The organism is Burkholderia sp. AU28863 (assembly GCF_002223195.1).
Lineage (GTDB): Bacteria > Pseudomonadota > Gammaproteobacteria > Burkholderiales > Burkholderiaceae > Burkholderia > Burkholderia sola.
The window spans coordinates 1,876,079-1,894,525 of record NZ_NKFE01000005.1 but is presented as its reverse complement, the minus strand read 5'-3'; the positions used below and the strand labels follow the sequence as shown (position 1 = coordinate 1,894,525).

Below are 18,447 nucleotides of genomic sequence, written 5' to 3'. Positions count from 1 at the left end.
GTTTCGGCCGAAAGCGCGAAGGTGCGGCCGCACCGGCCGGCGTCAGCTCGCGCCGCCGCCGCGCGCGAGCACTTCGTCGCGATAGTCGGCCGGACTGCGCCCGCTCCATTTGCGGAACGCGCGGTAGAACGCGCTCGGCTCGGCGAACCCGGTCGCGGCCGCGACGTCGGCGATCGTGCGGGCAGGGTCGGCCAGCGCCTCGAACGCGAGATCGCGCCGCAGCGTGTCCTTGATCGACTGGTACGCGTGGCCTTCCTGGTGCAGCTTGCGGCGCAGCGTGGCCTCGGCCACGTGCAGCCGCGCGGCCATCCCGCCCGCGCCCGGCCACGCGGCCGGCGGCATCCCGCGCAGCACCGCGCGCACGCGCTGCGCGAGCGCGTTCGGATTGCGGTACTTGACGATGAAGCTGGCCGGCGCGTTGCGCAGGAACGTCTTCAGCGTCTTCGCGTTCTGCACGACCGGCAGCGTCGCGAATTCGGGATCGAAATCGACATACGAATCGGGCTCGTTGAAACGCATGTCGTCGCAGAACATCGACGGATATTCGTGGTCGGCGGGCGGCGTGTCGCAGCGGAAGCTCGCATGCAGCAGCGGAATGCGCCGGCCGATCAGCCAGCAGGTGAGCCCGTAGACGATGATGAAATAGGTCGCGTACGTGAACATCGCGGGCGTCGCGCCGTTGTTGCGGTGCACGAAACGCAGCCGCACGCGCTGCGGATTCGCGTCGAGTTCCGCGTGCAGGTCGTCGAGCACGCAGTGCATGAAGTTCACCGCGCGCGCCATCGCATGCAGCCCGTCGCGTGCGGACAGCGCCGCCTGGCTCATCGCGATGAAGCTGCCGCTGCGCATCGGGTGACTGTCCTGCCCGAAAAACTCGTCGTCGAGCGTGCGCGCGATTGCGTTCCACAACGCGCCGTACTGCTGCGCGGACACACGTGCGCGCGGCTGCGCGAGCAGCGCCGGGGCGATGCCGGCCCGCGCGAGCAGCGGCTCGGCCGCGACGCCGCGCCGCGTGGCGAGCGCGACGCTGTACGCGACGAGGCTGACTGCGACGGTTCCCTTGTCTTCCTGCTTCATCGGTGTCGCCGGTGTGGCAAAAACGCTCAGTGTAAATGAGCGACGCGAGCATCGAACAGTCGCGCGCGCTTGCCTACACTTGTTGCATCGAAACGCAAGGACGGTCGCGCCCGGCGGCCGCGGGAGACTGCAGCACCATGGACGAGCTTTACACCGAAGACCAGCGGATGATCCGCGACGCCGCGCGCGCTTTCGCCACCGAGAGGCTGGCGCCGAACGCCGCGCAGTGGGACCACGACGCGCACCTGCCCGACGCGATCGTCGCGCAGCTCGGCGAGCTCGGCCTGCTCGGGATGATCGTGCCGCAGGAACTGGGCGGCTCGTATACGGACTATGTGGCCTATGCGCTCGCGATGGAGGAAGTCGCGGCCGGCGACGCCGCGTGCGCGACGATGATGAGCGTGCACAACTCGGTCGGCTGCGGGCCGATCCTCGGCTTCGGCACGCCCGCGCAGAAGGATCGCTGGCTGGCCGACATGGCGGCCGGCCGCGTGATCGGCGCATTCTGCCTGACCGAGCCGCATGCCGGTTCCGAGGCGAACAACCTGCGCACGCGGGCCGAACTGCGCGACGGCCAGTGGGTGCTGAACGGCGCGAAGCAGTTCGTGACCAACGGCCAGCGCGCCGGTGTCGCGATCGTTTTTGCCATGACGGACCCGGAAGCCGGCAAGCGCGGCATTTCCGCGTTCCTGGTGCCGACCGACACGCCCGGCTTCATCGTCGGCAAGCCGGAGAAGAAAATGGGCATCCGCGCGTCGGATACGTGCCCGATCACGCTCGAGAACTGCGCGATTCCGGAAGAGAACCTGCTCGGCAATCGCGGCGAAGGGTTGAAGATCGCGTTGTCGAACCTCGAAGGCGGGCGCATCGGCATCGCCGCGCAGGCGCTCGGCATCGCGCGCGCGGCATTCGACAAGGCGCGCCGCTATGCGGGCGAGCGCGTGCAGTTCGGCAAGCCGATCGCCGAGCATCAGGCGATCCAGCAGAAGCTCGCCGACATGGCCGTGCAGATCAACGCCGCGCGCCTGCTCGTGCATCACGCGGCGAAGCTGCGCACGGCCGGGCTGCCGTGCCTGTCGGAAGCGTCGCAGGCGAAGCTGTTCGCGTCCGAGATGGCCGAACGCGTGTGTTCGGATGCGATCCAGATCCACGGCGGCTACGGCTACCTGGTCGACTACGAAGTCGAGCGTCACTATCGCGACGCGCGCATCACGCAGATTTACGAAGGCACCAGCGAAGTGCAGCGGATGGTGATCGCGCGGCAGCTTTGAGTCGCGGCGCGCTCCATCCGACACCACGCAATCGAACGAGCAGGCACACGAGCAGGCACGAGGGCAGCGCGGCGAACGCGGCACGCAACGACGTGACCGTGCGCCGTGCAACACGGAACGGCGCAGGTGCTGCGGCACCTGCGCCGGTTGACCGCTGGGCATGGAGACTGGACGGAGACGACACATGACGGTACAGGCATTCCTGGACGCACGCGACTTTCTGCTGCGCCATCGCACCGACTACGACACCGCGTACCGCGATTTCGAATGGCCGGTGCTCGATGCGTTCAACTGGGCGCTCGACTACTTCGACCCGATGGCGCGCGGCAACGACCAGCCGGCGCTGTGGATCGTCGACGCGGCGACCGGGACCGGCGATCCGTACTCGTTCGCGCAGATGTCCGAGCGTTCGTCGCGGATCGCGAACTGGCTGCGTTCGATCGGCGTCGTACGCGGCGACCGCATTCTGCTGATGCTGCCGAACCGTGTCGAGCTGTGGGACGCGATGCTGGCCGCGATGAAGCTCGGCGCGATCGTGCTGCCCGCCACCACGCAACTGTCGCCCGACGACGTGCGCGACCGCGTGCAGATCGGCGGCGCGACCTATGCGATCGTCGACGAGCACGAAACCGCGAAGTTCGAGCAGGCCGGGCTCGGCCTCAAGCAGAAGATCGTCGCCGGCGCGCCGCGCGCGGGCTGGCTCGCGATGAACGACGGCTATGCGGCGAGCGCCGCGTTCGAGCCGGACGCCGTCACGCACGCGAACGATCCGATGCTGCTGTACTTCACGTCGGGCACGACGTCGAAGCCGAAGCTCGTCGAGCATACGCACCGCACCTATCCGGTCGGTCATCTGTCGACGATGTACTGGGTCGGCCTGCAGCCGGGCGACATCCACTGGAACATCAGCTCCCCGGGCTGGGCGAAGCACGCGTGGAGCTGCTTCTTCGCGCCGTGGAATGCACAGGCGTGCGTGTTCGCGTTCAACTATGCGCGCTTCGAACCGAAGGTCGTGCTCGATGCGCTCGTCAAGTACCGGGTGACGACGCTGTGCGCGCCGCCGACCGTGTGGCGCATGCTCGTGCAGCAGCCGCTCGCGTCGTTCGACGTGAAGCTGCGCGAGATCGTCGGCGCGGGCGAGCCGCTGAATCCCGAGATCATCGAGCGCGTGAAGAAGGCATGGAACATCTCGATTCGCGATGGTTACGGCCAGACCGAGACGACCTGCCTGATCGGCAACTCGCCGGGCGAGCCGGTGGTCGCGGGCTCGATGGGCCGGCCGCTGCCCGGCTACCGGATCGCGCTGCTCGACCCGGACGGCGCGCCGGTGACCGAAGGCGAAGTCGCGCTGCCGATCGGCGACGACGTCACGCGCCCGGTCGGGCTGATGAAAGGCTATGCGAACCATCCCGACGCGACGGCCCACGCGATGCGCGACGGCCACTACCGCACGTCGGACATCGCGATGCGTCGCGACGACGGCTATTACGTGTACATCGGCCGCGCGGACGACGTGTTCAAGTCGTCCGACTACCGGCTGAGCCCGTTCGAACTCGAGAGCGTGCTGATCGAGCATCCGGCGATCGCGGAAGCGGCCGTCGTGCCGAGCCCGGACCCGGTGCGGCTGTCGGTGCCGAAGACGTTCATCACGCTGCGCCAGGGCTATGAAGAAAGCCCCGCGCTCGCGCTGGAGATTTTCCGTTTCTCGCGCGAGAAGCTCGCGCCGTACAAGCGCATTCGCCGGCTGCAATTCGCGGAGCTGCCGAAGACGATCTCGGGGAAGATCCGCCGCGTCGAACTGCGCCGCCGCGAGATCGAGCGCGGTGACGATGCGACCGCGCGCATGCCTGGCGAATACTGGGAAGAAGATTTCGCCGCCGAACTGAAATGACCGGCCGCGGGCCGCGCGCGCCGCATTTTTCGGCGCGCCATCCGCAGCCACACTGAACCGAACCGGCCGCGCGTTGCCTGACGCCACGCGGCTCACTGCAAGGAGAGTGCACTGATGAACGCGAATCCGACGCCCCGTACGGGGCAAGACGTGCCGACGGTCAAGCTGCTGATCGACGGCGCTTTCGTCGAGTCCGCCACGAGCGAGTGGCGCGACATCGTCAACCCGGCGACGCAGCAGGTGCTCGCGCGCGTGCCGTTCGCGACCGTCGCGGAAGTCGACGCGGCCGTGCGGGCCGCGCACGCCGCGTATGCGACATGGAAGAACACGCCGATTTCCGCGCGCATGCGCATCATGCTGAAGTTCCAGGACCTGGTGCGCGCGAACCAGCAGCGCATCGCGAAGACGCTGACGGCCGAGCAGGGCAAGACGATTCCCGATGCCGAAGGCGATATCTTCCGCGGCCTCGAAGTGGTCGAGCATGCGTGCTCGATCGGCACGCTGCAGCTCGGCGAATTCGCGGAGAACGTCGCGGGCGGCGTCGATACCTACACGCTGCGCCAGCCGATCGGCGTGTGCGCGGGCATCACGCCGTTCAATTTCCCCGCGATGATTCCGCTGTGGATGTTCCCGATGGCGATCGTCTGCGGCAACACGTTCGTGCTGAAGCCGTCCGAGCAGGACCCGATGTCGACGATGGAACTCGTCGAGCTCGCGCTCGAGGCCGGCGTACCGAAAGGCGTGCTGAACGTCGTGCACGGCGGCAAGGAAGTCGTCGACGCGATCTGCACGCATCCGCTCGTGAAGGCGATCTCGTTCGTCGGCTCGACGGCCGTCGGCACCCACGTGTACAACCTCGGCAGCCAGCACGGCAAGCGCGTGCAGTCGATGATGGGCGCGAAGAACCACGCGATCGTGCTGCCCGACGCGAACCGCGAGCAGGCGATCAACGCGCTCGTCGGCGCGGGCTTCGGCGCGGCCGGCCAGCGCTGCATGGCGACTTCCGTCGCGGTGCTCGTCGGCAACGCGCGCGAATGGCTGCCCGATCTCGTCGCGAAGGCGAAGACGCTGAAAGTCAACGCGGGCTCGGAAGCGGGCACCGACGTCGGGCCGGTCGTGTCGCGCGGGGCGAAGGCGCGGATCCTGTCGCTGATCGACATGGGCATCAAGGAAGGCGCGAAGCTCGAACTCGACGGCCGCGACGTGAAGGTCGCGGGCTTCGAGGAAGGCAACTTCATCGGCCCGACGATCTTCTCCGGCGTGAAAACCGACATGTCGATCTACACGCATGAAATCTTCGGGCCGGTGCTGGTCGTGATGGAAGTCGACACGCTCGACGACGCGATCGCGCTCGTCAATGCGAACCCGATGGGTAACGGCGTGGGCATCTTCACGCAGAGCGGCGCGGCCGCACGCAAGTTCCAGAGCGAGATCGACGTCGGCCAGGTCGGCATCAACATCCCGATCCCGGTGCCCGTGCCGTTCTTCAGCTTCACCGGTTCGCGCGGCTCGAAGCTCGGCGATCTCGGCCCGTACGGCAAGCAGGTCGTGCAGTTCTACACGCAGACGAAGACGGTCACCGCGCGCTGGTTCGACGACGACACGACGGCCGGCCCGGTGAACACGACGATCCGGCTGCATTGAGCGGCGGAGGAACCCAACATGAAAATCGGATTTATCGGCCTCGGCCACATGGGCGCGCCGATGGCGCTGAACCTGCTGAAAGCCGGCCATGACGTGCATGCGTTCGACCTGAGCGCCGACGCGTTGCGCGCGTTGCAGGACGCCGGCGCGCAGGTGGCCGCGTCGCCGCGCGATGCGGCATCGGGCGCGACGTTCGTGATCACGATGCTGCCGGCCGCGCCGCACGTGCGCTCGGTGCTCGCCGGCGAGAACGGCGTGCTGGCCGGTCTCGGCGCGGGCGCGACCGTGATCGATTCGAGCACGATCGACCCGGCGAGCGCGCAGGCGTTCGGCGCGCTGGTGCGCGAGCACGGCGGCGCGTTCGTCGATGCGCCGGTGTCGGGCGGCACCGGCGGCGCGGCGGCAGGCACCTTGACCTTCATGGTCGGCGGCAGCGACGCGGATTTCGAGCGCGTGAAGCCGGTGCTCGCCGGCATGGGCAAGAACATCGTGCACTGCGGCGCGACGGGGATGGGGCAGGTCGCGAAGGTCTGCAACAACCTCGTGCTCGGCATCTCGATGGCGGCGGTGTCGGAGGCGATGTCGCTCGGCGTCGCGCTCGGCATCGACCCGAAGGTGCTGGCCGGCATCGTCAACACGTCGACGGGACGCTGCTGGAGTTCGGATACCTACAACCCGTATCCGGGCGTGATCGAGACCGCGCCGTCGTCGCGCGGCTACACGGGCGGCTTCGGCACCGACCTGATGCTGAAGGACCTCGGCCTCGCGAACGATGCGGCGAAGCAGGCGCGCCAGCCCGTCTATCTCGGCGCGCTCGCGCAGCAGCTGTACCAGACGATGAGCAGCCGCGGCGACGGCCAGCTCGATTTCTCGGCGGTGATCCGCCTGTATCAACCGGCCACGAAGAAGGACGCCTCATGATCGAACTCGACTACGTCGACGACGGCGCGATCGCGTGCGCGACGCTCAAGCGTCCGCCCGCGAACGCCTTTACCGCCGACGGGCTGCGGCAATTGCAGCAAACCGTCGCCGAACTGAATGCGAACCCGCGCGTGCGCGCGCTGGTGATTACCGGCGACGGCCCGAAATTCTTCAGCGCGGGCGCCGATCTCAACACGTTCGCCGACGGCGATCGCGCGGTTGCGCGCGCGATGGCGTCGCGCTTCGGCGCGGCGTTCGAGGCGCTGCACGACGCGCGCGTGGTGACGATCGCGGCGATCAACGGCTATGCGATGGGCGGCGGACTCGAATGCGCGCTCGCATGCGACCTGCGGATCGCCGAGACGCATGCGCAGATGGCGCTGCCCGAGCCGTCGGTCGGCCTGCTGCCGTGCGGGCTCGGCACGCAGACGCTGCCCTGGCTCGTCGGCGAAGGCTGGGCGAAGAAGATCATCCTGACCGGCGCGCGCGTCGATGCGGCCACCGCGCTGCGGATCGGCCTCGTCGAGGACGTGGTCGAAAGCGGCGCCGCGCGCGATGCGGCGCTCGCGCTGGCGCGCAACGTCGTGCGGCAAAGCCCGCACGCGGTCGCCTACAGCAAGGAGCTGATCGGCCTCGCGCGCCGCGGCGTGCCGCGCGGCGCGGCGCTTGCCGTCGAGCGCGAACGCTTCGTCGACCTGTTCGACACGGCCGATCCGCGCGAAGGCGTGGCGGCATTCCTGGGCAAGCGCGCGCCGCAGTGGCGCACCGATGGGGAGGAGCCGCAACGATGAGCACGCCGGTGACGAATCACGATGCATTCGCGGAGCATGCGCCCGAGGTGCTGTTTCGCGTGGTGAACCGCGTGGCGCTGATCACGCTGAACCGGCCGGCCGCGCTCAACGCGCTGTCGTACGCGATGATCGGCGAACTGACGGCGCTGTTCGAGCGCTGCCGCCAGGACGACCAGATCGTCGCGGTCGTGCTGCGGGGCGCGGGCGAGAAGGGTTTCTGTGCGGGTGGCGACGTGCGTGCGTTGTACAGGATGGTCGCGCAGCGCGAAACGTGGCTGCCGTTCTTCGTCGACGAATACCGGCTCGACTACGCGATCCACACGTTCCCGAAGCCGGTGGTCGCGCTGATGGACGGCGTGACGATGGGCGGCGGCATGGGCCTCGCGCAGGGCGCGGCGCTGCGCGTCGCGACCGAGCGCAGCAGGATCGCGATGCCGGAAACGCGCATCGGCCTCGTGCCCGACGTGGGCGCGACGCATTTCCTGTCGCGCATGCCGGTCGAACTCGAACTGTACGTGGGGCTGACCGGCGCGATGCTGTCGGGCGCGGACGCGCTGAGCGCGAAGCTCGCGGACCTGTGCGTGCCGTCCGCGTGGCTCGATACGTTCGAGACGCGCATCGAAAGCGTGAAGTGGGACGGCGACGCGCTGCCATTGCTGCGCAAGGTGTTCGAGCCGCCGTGCAACGTGGTGCCGCATGCGGCGCTCGACAGCCAGATGCCGTGGATCGTCCGCCACTTCGACAAGCGCTCGACCGTCGAGCGGATCGTCGCGACGCTCACACAGGAGTTGGCGCGCGACGAACTCGCGCGCGAGCACCGCCAATGGCTGCAGGCGACGCTCGATGCGCTCGCGAGCCATTCGCCGACGATGCTCGCGGTGACGCGCGAGGCGCTGCTGCGCGGCCGGCAGATGACGCTCGCGGAGTCGTTCCGGATGGAGCTTGGCATCGTCGCGCGGGCGATCGAGGAAGGCGATTTCTGCGAAGGCGTGCGCGCGCATCTCGTCGACAAGGATCGCAAGCCGCGCTGGGCGCCCGCGTCGCTCGTCGAGCTGCGCGCCGAACGCGTGCGGCATTTCCTGACGTCGCCGTGGAAGCTGTTCGCGCATCCGCTCGCCGATCTCGGCGCGGCGTGATCTCTGCGTGATGACCCGACGCGCCGCGCGGCGCGTCGGCTTCGACCCGTCTCAGCGCGCTTCGTCCGGGCGTTCGATCATCGGCGGAATCGCCTGCGCGAGTGCGTCGATCACGCAGCGCGTCTTGCGCGGCAGGTAGCGCGTCTTCGGCCAGATCGCGTGAATGTCGCCTTCGCAGACGAAGCAGCGATCGAGCACGACCACCATCTCCCCGCGCTTCACGTACTGGTCGAGCAGCCAGCTCGGCACCCACGCGATCCCGAACCCGGCCGCCCCGGCCGCGGCGATCGCCTGCACGTCGTCGAAACTCAGTTGATGCGGCATGTCGATGTGGACCGTCGAGCCGTCCGGCGCACGCAGGTACCACGGCTGCACCACGCCCGAACGCGAATACGCGATCGTCCGGTGGTGCTTCAGGTCGTCGAGCGTCTTCGGCATCCCGTGGCGCGCGAGATAGGACGGCGCCGCGCCGAGGCTGCCGTATTGCGTGCCGAGCCGCCGCACCGCGAGGCTCGTGCTGTCCGCGAGCGTGCCGATCCGCACCGCGAGATCGATCCCTTCCTCGACGAGATCGACGAAGCGGTCGGTGATCGATACGTCGATCCGCAGGTGCGGGTAAGTGCGCGCAAGGTCGAGCACGATCGGCGTCACGCAGTGGTGCCCGAACGCGAGCGGCACGCTCAGCCGCAGCTTGCCGCGCGCCTCGTGGCGGCCGCAGTCGAGATCGGCTTCCGCCGCTTCCAGCTCCGCCAGTGCGCGCACGCAGCGGTCGTAGTACGCCTGGCCGTCGTCGGTCAGGCTCTGGCTGCGCGTCGTGCGCTGCAGCAGCCGTGCGCCGAGCCGCTTCTCGAGCCGCGCGATCGCCTTGCCGACCGCCGAGCGCGTGATGTCGAGCCGCTCCGCGGCCAGCGCGAAGCTGCCCGATTCCACGACCTGGACGAAGGTCGTTACGCCGTCGAGTCTGTCGGTCATCGTGGGTTGCGTCGATTGGGTCCGGAGATTCCCCAGTGCATGGAAGTGCGTGCGTCAATGGAGATGCAAATTCTCACTATAGTACCGATTCCCGTCCAGCGTGCGTTGCCGGCCGCACGCGGCGAATCCTACTGACCTGGAGGCGCGCGGCCTGTCGCCGGGCCGCCGCGCAACACGCATGACGCTATCCGACTCCCGCAGGAATGCGGTCGCGCTCGCGGCCGTCTGTCTCACGTCGCTGATGTTCGGCCTCGAAATATCGAGCGTGCCGGTGATCCTGCCGACGCTCGAACACGTACTGCATGGCGATTTCAACGGCATGCAGTGGATCATGAACGCGTACACGATCGCCTGTACGACGGTGCTGATGGCGGCCGGCACGCTCGCGGACCGGTTCGGCCGCAAGCGCGTGTACGTGATCGGCACCGTGCTGTTCGGCGCGACGTCGCTGCTGTGCGGGCTCGCGCCGAACGTGCCGGTGCTCGTCGCGGGCCGGCTGCTGCAGGGCGCGAGCGGCGGCGCGATGCTGATCTGCCAGATCGCGGTGCTGTCGCACCAGTTCCGCGAGGGGCGCGAGCGTGGCCGCGCGTTCGGGATCTGGGGGATCGTGTTCGGCATCGGGCTCGGGTTCGGGCCGATCGTCGGCGGCGCGATCGTCGCGCTGGCGAGCTGGCCGTGGGTGTTCCTCGTCCATGCGCCGCTCGCGGCCGTCGCGCTCGTGCTGATCGGCGGCGCGGTGCAGGAATCGCGCGATCCGCATGCGAGCACGCTCGACGTCGCGGGCATCGTCACGCTGTCGCTCGCGGTGCTCGGCCTCGCGTTCTACATCACTCAAGGCGCCGAGCTCGGGCTGACGAGCGCGGCCGGCCTCGGCGTGCTCGGCGCGACCGTGCTCGCGGTGATTGGCTTCTTCATCGCGGAGCGCGCCAGCGCGCGGCCGATGTTCGACTTCTCGGTGTTCCGGATCCGCGCGTTCACCGGCGCGATCTTCGGCTCGATGGGGATGAACTTCAGCTTCTGGCCGTTCATGATCTACCTGCCGATCTGGTTCCAGGTCGCGCTCGGCTACGACAGCGTGACGGCCGGCCTCGCGTTGCTCGCGTACACGCTGCCGACGCTGATCGCGCCGCCGTTCGGCGAACGGCTCGCGCTGCGCTACGGGCCGGGCGTCGTGATTCCGGGCGGCCTGTTCACGATCGCGGCCGGGTTCGTGCTGATGCGTCTCGGCAGCGCGGCCGATCAGGCGAGCTGGCTGACGATGCTGCCGGGTTGCGTGATCGCCGGCATCGGGCTCGGTTTGACCAACACGCCGGTCACCAACACGACGACGGGCGCGGTGCCGAGTGCGCGGGCCGGGATGGCGTCGGGCATCGACATGAGCGCACGGATGATCTCGCTTGCGCTGAATATCGCGGCGATGGGCTTCGTGCTGGTGGCGGGGATCGTCGCGAGCCTGCAGGGCGGTCCGGCCGGTGCGATCGGCGATGTGGCGCTGCGCCGGCTCGCGCAGGAGATCGCGTCGGGCCGCACCGACGGGCTGCAGGCGATCGCGCCGGCGCTCGCGCACGCCGACCCGAGCGGCGCGGCACTGCACGCGGCGCTCGTGCACGGCTTCGGCTGGGTGATGGTGTACGGCGCGGCGGGCGTGGCCGTGCTCGCGGCCGCGAGCGCGGTGGCGTTCGCGCCGGCGCGGCGCGGGGCGGCCGTGTGCGAATGACGCGGCCGGACCGTCGCGCGGCGCGTGGCGTGTGACGGCCGGTCAGGAGATCCCGCCGCCGAGCGCGCGGTACAGCTTCATCTGATTGTTGAGCCGGTTCAGGCGTGTCAGTTCGTTGGCGCTTTGCGCGCTCCTCAGCACCTGCTGCTGGTCGAGCCACGGCTGCACGGCGGTCGCGCCGGCCGCGAAGCGCGCGGCGGCCAGCCGTTCGGCGCGCTGCGCCTGCGCGAGCGACAGCGCGCGCTGTTCGGCTTCGCGTTCGAGCTGCACGCGCGCCGACAGCGCATTCTCGACTTCGGCGAGCGCGGTGTGGAGCCGCTGGCGGAAGCCGACCACCGCTTCCTCGTACTGCGACTTCGACACCCTGATCTGCAACTGCATCGTGTTCCACTGGATGAACGGCAGCGCGAGGCCGAGCCCGAGCGTGCCGACCGGGTTCGCCAGCACGCGCTCGAGGCTCGTGCTCGTCGTGCCGGCGCTGCCGGTCAGCGTGAAGGTCGGATAGAAGCTCGTGCGCGTCGCGTCGACCTGCGCGAGCGACTCGCGCAGCCGGAATTCCGCCGCGCGCAGGTCGGGGCGCCGGCCGAGCAGGCTGGCCGGCAGGCCGGCCGCCACGTCGGGCGGTGGGGCGTCGGGCAGCGCCGACGGTTCGGCCGCCCGCTGCTGCGGCGGCCGGTCGAACAGGATCGCGAGCGCGTGGCGGTTCTCGGTGCGCTGCTGGATCAGCTGCGTTTGCGCGGCACGCTGCGCGGCGAGGCTCTGTTCGGCCTGCGCGAGGTCGAGCCCCGACACGGCGCCGGCCGTGTGGCGCGACCGCACCAGCGCGAGCGTGCGTTCCGCATACGCGATGTTCGCGTCGCCGAGCGCAATCTGCCGGTTCAGATAGCCGATCTGCCAGTACAGCGCCGCGGTCGTGCCGATCAGCGACAGCCGCGCGGCCTCGAGATCGGCGGCCGTCGCGTCGGCTTCCCAGTGCGCGGCATCGCGCAGCGCGGCCAGCCGGCCCCACAGGTCGATTTCGTAGCTGAGCGAACCGTTGACGCCGCTCGAGCGGCTCGTCCGGTGCGTATCGAGCGTACGCGACACGGCGCCGTTCGCGCCGAGCGTCACGTTGGGCGTCAGGTTCGTATCGACGAGCCCGGCCTGCAACTGCGCGCGATACACGCGGATCGCCGCGATCGCGAGATCGTTGTTGGCGCGCAGCGCATCGTCGATCAACGCGTCGAGTTGCGGATCGCCGAAGCTGCGCCACCAGTCGCGCGTGGCGGCCGGCGCGTCGGCCGCGACCGGCGCGGCCCAGTTCGCCGGCATCGCGACGGCCGGCAGCGGATCGTGGCGCGTGCCCGCGCAGCCGGCGAGCAGCGCGGCCGCGCACGCGAATGCGCCGAGACGGTGAAGCGGGGAGGAATGCGTGATGGCCATGTTTCGTCAGTCGCGCGCGAGCGCATCGATCGGATCGAGCCGCGACGCGTTGCGCGCGGGCATGAACCCGAAAATCACACCGGTGAGCGTCGAGCACACGAACGCGGTCACGATCGCGCCGGCCGAGAACACCATCTTCCATTGCGCGACGAACATCGAGAACAGCGCGCCGAGCCCGAACGACAGCGCGATGCCGATCGTGCCGCCGAGCAGGCACACGAGCACGGCCTCGACGAGGAACTGCTGCAGGATGTCGGACTGGCGCGCGCCGACCGCCATCCGGATGCCGATCTCGCGCGTGCGCTCGGTGACCGACACCAGCATGATGTTCATCACGCCGATCCCGCCAACCACGAGCGAGATCACCGCGATCAGCGACAACAGCAGCGTCAGCGACTGGCCGGTTTTCTCGACGGTCTTGACCACGCTGTCCATGTTGTACGTGAAGAAGTCCTTGCGGCCGTGGCGCTGGATCATCAGCTTCTCGAGGCTTTTTTCGGCTGCGGCGCTCGGCTGCCCGTCGCGCACGCGCACGGTGATGCTGTCGAGATGGCGCTGGCCGAACAGGCGCCCGCTCGCGGTCGTGTACGGCAGCCATACGTTCAGGCTCTTCACGCTGCCGAATGCGCTTTTCTTGTCGGCCGTCACGCCGATCACGACGCACGGCACGTTGTCGACCAGGATCGCTTCGCCGACCGGATTGCGCGTCGCGCCGAACAGCTTGCGGCGCGTGTTCTGGTCGATCACCGCGACCTGCGCCTGGCGGCGCACCGCATCGTCGTCGAACGGGACGCCGAGCGCGAAACGCATCCCGCGCGCGTGGAAGTAGCTGTCGCCGACGCCGCTCACGAGCGCGTGGACGTCGATGTTGCGGTAGCGCAGCAGCAGCGTGCGCGACGTTTCGGGCGTCGCGCTGTCGACGTACGGCTGCTCGGCGAGCGCGGCGACGTCGGCGGGCACGAGCGTCTGGATCGCGTCCGCGCGGCTGTCGCCCCAGTCGGTGCCTGGATAGAGGCTGATCGTATTGGTGCCGATGCTGCCGATCTCTTCGAGCATGTAGCGCTTCGCGCCTTCGCCGACCGCGACGATCGATACCACCGACGTGATGCCGATGACGATGCCGAGCATCGTCAGCAGCGTGCGCAGCCGGTGCGATACGAGCGCGATCCACGCCATCCGGCACGCTTCGGTGAAGCGGCCGGTGCCGGCTGCGAAGCATCGGGCGCGCGGGGCGGGATCGGTGTCGGCGCCGGCGGGCGACGGGGCATCGTCGGAAGCCGGTGCGGACGGCGTGCCGGTTGCCGTTTCGGGCGTTACGGCCTTTGCGGCCGCGGCGACGCCGGATTCCGCGAGCGCTTCCGCGTACTGGCGGTTCGGCCGGTCGGCGACGATCTCGCCGTCGCTGATCTCGATGATGCGCCGTGCATGGCGCGCCACGGCCTTGTCGTGCGTGACGATCACGATCGTATGGCCGAGCGCGTTCAGTTCGTGCAGGATGCGGATCACGTCCTGGCCGCTTTTCGTGTCGAGCGCGCCGGTCGGTTCATCGGCGAGGATCACCTGGCCGCCGTTCATCAGCGCGCGAGCGATGCTCACGCGCTGCTGCTGGCCGCCGGACAGTTGCCCGGGCCGGTGATGCGCGCGATCCGCGAGCCCGAGGCGCGCGAGCAACGCGCGGGCGCGGGCGTGCCGCTCGGCGCGCGGGGTGCCCGCATAGATCGCCGGCATTTCGAGGTTCGCGACCGCGTCGACGTGCGCCAGCAGGTGATAGCGCTGGAACACGAAGCCGAAATGCTCGCGGCGCAACTGCGCGAGCTCGTCGCTGTCGAGCATGTGCGTGTCGCGTCCGCCGACCGTGTACGTGCCTTCGCTCGGATGATCGAGGCAGCCGAGGATGTTCATCAACGTCGACTTGCCGGACCCCGACGCGCCGACGATCGCGACGATCTCGCCCGCGTCGATCGACAGGTTGACGTTGTTCAGGACGACGACGTCCTTGTCGCCGGCGGGAAATCGCCGCGTGACGGCCGCGAGCTTGAGCAGGGGCTGGCGCATCGTTACACCACGTCCGCCAGCGGTGCGCGTTCGTCCGCCGATGCTTCGCCGATCACCACGCGCTCGCCGTCCTTCAGGCCGGCCAGCACTTCGACGCGCACGTTGTTGTTGATGCCGATGCGGACATGGCGCGTTTCCGTGCTGCCGTCGGCGCGCAGCACGCGTACCGCGACGGTGCCGTCCTTGCGCTTTTCGCCGAGCGCGGCGGCCGGGATGATCAGCGCGTTGCGCGCGTCGCCGAGCACGATGTTGACCTGCGCGGTCATCGCGATGCGCAGCCGGTGCTCGGGATTCGGCACGTCGAACAACGCGTTGTAGAACACGGCGGCGTTCGGCTTCGCACCGCCGCCGAGCGGGCTTTGCACGTCGGCGTAGTTCTGCGGCGCCGGTTCGATCGCGCGCAGCTTGCCGTAGTGCCGCTTGTCCGGTTCGCCGAGGCTCGTGAAATACGCGGTCTGGCCGGCGCTCACGCGAATCACGTCGGCCTCCGACACCTGCGCCTTCACGGTCATCGTGTCGAGATTCGCGAGTTTCAGAATCACCGGCGCCTGCTGCTGCGCGATCACGGTCTGGCCTTCCTGCGTGACGATCGCGACGACCTCCCCGTCGATCGGCGCGACGATGCGCGTGTAGCCGAGGTTGGCCTGGGCGGTCTCGATCTGGATGCGGGCCGAACGGATCTGCGCGGCGAGCGACGCGAGGGTCGCGCGCTGCACGTCGAGCGTCGCCTTCGCGGCCTCGAACGATTCGCGCGACGTCGCGTCGTCGGGCAGCATCGCCTGCTGGCGGCGGAACGCGAGTTCGGCCTGCGTCAGCTGTGCCGCCGCCGATTGCTGCTGCGCGCGCAGGCTTTCTTCGCTGGCGCGCGCCTGGCGCAGCGCGTTTTCGGAGATCACGGGATCGATCTCGGCGAGCCATTGACCTTTCGTGACCTTGTCGCCGAGCTTGACCTTCAGCGTCTTCAACTGCCCCGACACCTGCGCGCCGACGTCGACCTGCCTGAACGCCTGCAGCGCGCCGGTCGCGAGCACCGCGTTCTCGAGATCGCCGCGCGTGACGGGCGCGGACAGGTATTGCGGAGGCTTGGCGGGCGCGCAGGCCTTCAGCGTGAGGCCGGCGGCGATCGCGACGACGGCAAGGGTAGCCAGCACGAGGCGCCGGCGGCGATGGGTCTTCTGGGTCATGAGCATGCAGCGAGGATGAAGCCGGCGCCGGCGATGCGTGCGGCCGAACGGAACGATCCGGTCGACGTCGCATGTCGGGCGTGTTGCCCGCGACGGAAGCCGCGTACGCGTCGCGCAGGCGTGCCGAATCGAATCAGGCGCTCATGGTAAGCGACGAATTCGCGCCGCATCGTGTGGAAATTGTGCTGAATTGTGCGGATGCCGTACCCATGCGGTCGGCCAGACCGCGCAATTGTTGCGATCTGTGAAAAGGCGGCGCCCGGCGTTACCGCCGCGCGGCGAAGATCGTCGTCATTGGCCGGTCGCGTTCCTCATCGAGCGCGGTCAGCGTGTCGACCTGCTCCGGCGTCGATGCCCATTCGTCCCGGTGCGCGAGCGTGAAAGTCGGCCGATGCCGCGTGCTTACGCGCGATGTCCGCCCGCATCGATCCTGCGCTGCGTATCGGCGTCGACGATCTCGCGGATCGCGCTGAACAGCGGCGCGGCGTCGGTGTAGCGCCGGCCGTAGCCGAGGTTGAACGCATAGTCGAAATCGGGCGGATTGCTGCCCTGGTTGTGCTGCAGGATCGTTTCGAGCTTGTCGAACGCCTTCGCCGCGCGGGCCTCCGGCGACGCGGCCGCCTCGTATTCGTCCCACAGCGCGACGATCTCGTCGCGCAGCGTGCGGTCGAGCGACGCGGTCAGCGTCAGCAGATCGTCGCGTTCGTGTGCGCTCTTGTCGGGGTGGGCGGCTTGCTCGATCGCGGGGATGTCGCCGTGCAGCGCCTCGCCGAGGTCGTGGACGACGCACAGCTTCAGCAGCTTCAGCGTGTCGACGCCGCGCAACGCGTCGGCGAACGCGAGCGCCATCAGGCATAGTCGCCAGCTGTGCTCGGCCGTGCTTTCCGGGCGTCCGGCCGACGTGTAGCCGCTGCGCAGCACGTTCTTCAGGCGTTCGGCTTCGCGCAGGAAATCGAGCCGCGCGTGGATCGTGTCGGAATTCATGGTCGGAGTCCTTGCGATGAGCCGTCAAGCGTACGCGGGCCGGCCGCGCGTCGTCCACGCATGAAATATGCGCGGCGCGTCAGCGGGCGTCGAGCGTTTCCACGAGCCGCACGGCCGAGCCGTCCGATAGCGTCATCCGCGTCCATCGGCACCGGCTGCCGCGAATCGGCACGATGCGCGACGCATTCGCACCGGTGTCGAATTCGACGCTCGGCGGCCCCGCGCGATCGTGCCAGCCGAGCGGGTCGAGCGCCGCTTCCATGCGGACGATTTCCGGCGTCGCGTAGCGCCACAGCGACGTGCCGAGCAGCATCGAAAGCGGCTGCGAGAACTCGGCCGCGCGCGCCGGCGAGCCGGCAAGCAGGCGGTGCGTGAGGTCGCAGACGAGATGCATGCGGCCCGCGCTGCCGGCGATCAGCCGCGCGAGCGCGCGGTCGCCCGCCGAATCGATGCGCGCGGCGAGCAGCCGTTCGGCCGTCGCGCGCTCGTCGGGCGACATTTGCTGGAGGCCGGCCTCCCAGCGCGAAATCGTCGATTGCGCGACGCCGAACAGTTCGGCCGCATGGCTTTGCTTCACGCGGTGCAGCGCGCGCCAGCGCTTCAGTTGCGGGCCGAGCGAGGACGCGTGAAGCGGTGAGGCGGTCATGGCGATGCTCCTGTTGGTCGTGCCGGGCGCGTCGTTACCGCGCCGTTACATGATCCGGATGCCGCCGCTTGCCTGGATTGCGATTGCCGCGAACGGCACGAGCACGATGCCGCCCAGCACGAGTACGCCGTCGGCGGCCACCGTGATCGGCGTGGCGAGAATCCGCATACCCATGCCGACGACGGACGGCGATTCCACGATGTAGACCGAGTACGGGCGGTTGAAGGGTTGCGCGGCCGCGTTGTCCTTCTCGACGAAGCCTTCCGTCGAGTAGCGCTTGCCGTCGATGTCACCTTCGAGCACGAGGCCGGCCGGCTCGCTGGCGAAGCCGTCGGCGGAGGCGGCTCGTCGATCGTCGTCCGATGCGTCTTTCGGCAGCACGATCCGGTAATGCCCGGTGACGCTGCCGCCGCTCGCGTGAAAATCCGCGAATGTCGTGCGTACCGATTTCCGGTAGCCGGACAGCAGGACGGGCCGCAATCGGGCCGGCAGATCGAAGATGTAATGGTAGCGCGTGCCGAGGACGACCAGTTTCTTGCCGTCTTCGGTCATCATGAATGCGGATACGTGTTCGCTGTACGCGTCGTTCTTGTACAGCTTCGGCGTGAAACAGCCCGACAGCGCAACGCTGCTCGCGGCGACGCCGGCGGCCAGCAGGCGCCGGCGCGTGATGGATAGGCTCATTTCTTGTTGTCCCGTCTGTGCGGTTCGGTTGGGTGGCTTTCGCCCTCGGAAG

General features: G+C 69.0%; 15 protein-coding genes. 7 read left to right on the top strand and 8 right to left on the bottom strand.

Features of this window, described 5'->3' with window-relative positions; all coding sequences use genetic code 11:
- Positions 1-42: 42 nt before the first annotated feature.
- Entirely contained in the window at positions 43-1,077 is a 1,035-nt protein-coding gene (locus tag CFB81_RS25125; RefSeq protein WP_089436881.1) for an AraC family transcriptional regulator, read from the bottom strand.
- 137 nt (positions 1,078-1,214) lie between these two features.
- On the opposite strand from CFB81_RS25125, the gene CFB81_RS25120 reads away from it, so the two are divergent.
- The 6 genes from CFB81_RS25120 (at position 1,215) to CFB81_RS25090 (ending at position 8,731) form a co-directional block, all read left to right on the top strand.
- Entirely contained in the window at positions 1,215-2,348 is a 1,134-nt protein-coding gene (locus CFB81_RS25120; RefSeq protein ID WP_069617364.1) for an acyl-CoA dehydrogenase family protein, read from the top strand.
- 184 nt (positions 2,349-2,532) lie between these two features.
- Positions 2,533-4,239 (top strand): AMP-binding protein, encoded by a 1,707-nt coding sequence (locus CFB81_RS25110; RefSeq protein WP_089436879.1) that lies wholly within the window; start codon positions 2,533-2,535, stop codon positions 4,237-4,239.
- Positions 4,240-4,353: 114 nt separating this feature from the next.
- Entirely contained in the window at positions 4,354-5,883 is a 1,530-nt protein-coding gene (locus CFB81_RS25105; RefSeq protein WP_089436878.1) for a CoA-acylating methylmalonate-semialdehyde dehydrogenase, read from the top strand.
- 18 nt (positions 5,884-5,901) lie between these two features.
- Entirely contained in the window at positions 5,902-6,804 is a 903-nt protein-coding gene (mmsB, locus tag CFB81_RS25100; protein ID WP_069617361.1) for a 3-hydroxyisobutyrate dehydrogenase, read from the top strand.
- Positions 6,801-7,595 carry an enoyl-CoA hydratase gene (locus tag CFB81_RS25095; protein ID WP_089436877.1) on the top strand — a complete coding sequence of 265 codons (795 nt, stop codon included), beginning with the start codon at positions 6,801-6,803 and terminating at the stop codon, positions 7,593-7,595. The genes mmsB and CFB81_RS25095 overlap by 4 nt, the downstream gene beginning before the upstream one ends.
- The gene (locus tag CFB81_RS25090; protein WP_069617359.1) at positions 7,592-8,731 is read left to right on the top strand and encodes an enoyl-CoA hydratase/isomerase family protein; all 1,140 of its coding nucleotides are present in this window, start codon (positions 7,592-7,594) and stop codon (positions 8,729-8,731) included. Before CFB81_RS25095 ends, CFB81_RS25090 begins: the two co-directional genes overlap by 4 nt.
- Before the next feature lie 51 nt (positions 8,732-8,782).
- Here CFB81_RS25090 and CFB81_RS25085 read toward each other — a convergent pair whose 3' ends face one another.
- Complete coding sequence (locus CFB81_RS25085; RefSeq protein ID WP_069617358.1) at positions 8,783-9,703, bottom strand: LysR family transcriptional regulator; 921 nt, start codon at positions 9,701-9,703, stop codon at positions 8,783-8,785.
- 178 nt (positions 9,704-9,881) lie between these two features.
- On the opposite strand from CFB81_RS25085, the gene CFB81_RS25080 reads away from it, so the two are divergent.
- Positions 9,882-11,420 (top strand): MFS transporter, encoded by a 1,539-nt coding sequence (locus CFB81_RS25080; protein ID WP_089436876.1) that lies wholly within the window; start codon positions 9,882-9,884, stop codon positions 11,418-11,420.
- Positions 11,421-11,462: 42 nt separating this feature from the next.
- Here CFB81_RS25080 and CFB81_RS25075 read toward each other — a convergent pair whose 3' ends face one another.
- The 6 genes from CFB81_RS25075 to CFB81_RS25050 form a co-directional block, all read right to left on the bottom strand.
- Entirely contained in the window at positions 11,463-12,842 is a 1,380-nt protein-coding gene (locus tag CFB81_RS25075; protein WP_089436875.1) for an efflux transporter outer membrane subunit, read from the bottom strand.
- A 6-nt stretch (positions 12,843-12,848) separates the two neighbouring features.
- Positions 12,849-14,897 carry a MacB family efflux pump subunit gene (locus CFB81_RS25070; protein ID WP_089436874.1) on the bottom strand — a complete coding sequence of 683 codons (2,049 nt, stop codon included), beginning with the start codon at positions 14,895-14,897 and terminating at the stop codon, positions 12,849-12,851.
- Between the two features lie 2 nt (positions 14,898-14,899).
- Positions 14,900-16,081 (bottom strand): macrolide transporter subunit MacA, encoded by a 1,182-nt coding sequence (gene macA, locus CFB81_RS25065; RefSeq protein ID WP_069617488.1) that lies wholly within the window; start codon positions 16,079-16,081, stop codon positions 14,900-14,902.
- 402 nt (positions 16,082-16,483) lie between these two features.
- Positions 16,484-17,065 (bottom strand): HD family hydrolase, encoded by a 582-nt coding sequence (locus CFB81_RS25060; RefSeq protein ID WP_089436873.1) that lies wholly within the window; start codon positions 17,063-17,065, stop codon positions 16,484-16,486.
- Between the two features lie 79 nt (positions 17,066-17,144).
- A complete protein-coding gene (locus tag CFB81_RS25055; RefSeq protein ID WP_089436872.1) occupies positions 17,145-17,711 on the bottom strand; it encodes a helix-turn-helix transcriptional regulator in 567 nt (188 codons plus the stop codon).
- A gap of 45 nt (positions 17,712-17,756) precedes the next feature.
- Positions 17,757-18,395 carry a hypothetical protein gene (locus CFB81_RS25050; protein ID WP_089436871.1) on the bottom strand — a complete coding sequence of 213 codons (639 nt, stop codon included), beginning with the start codon at positions 18,393-18,395 and terminating at the stop codon, positions 17,757-17,759.
- Positions 18,396-18,447: the final 52 nt, after the last annotated feature.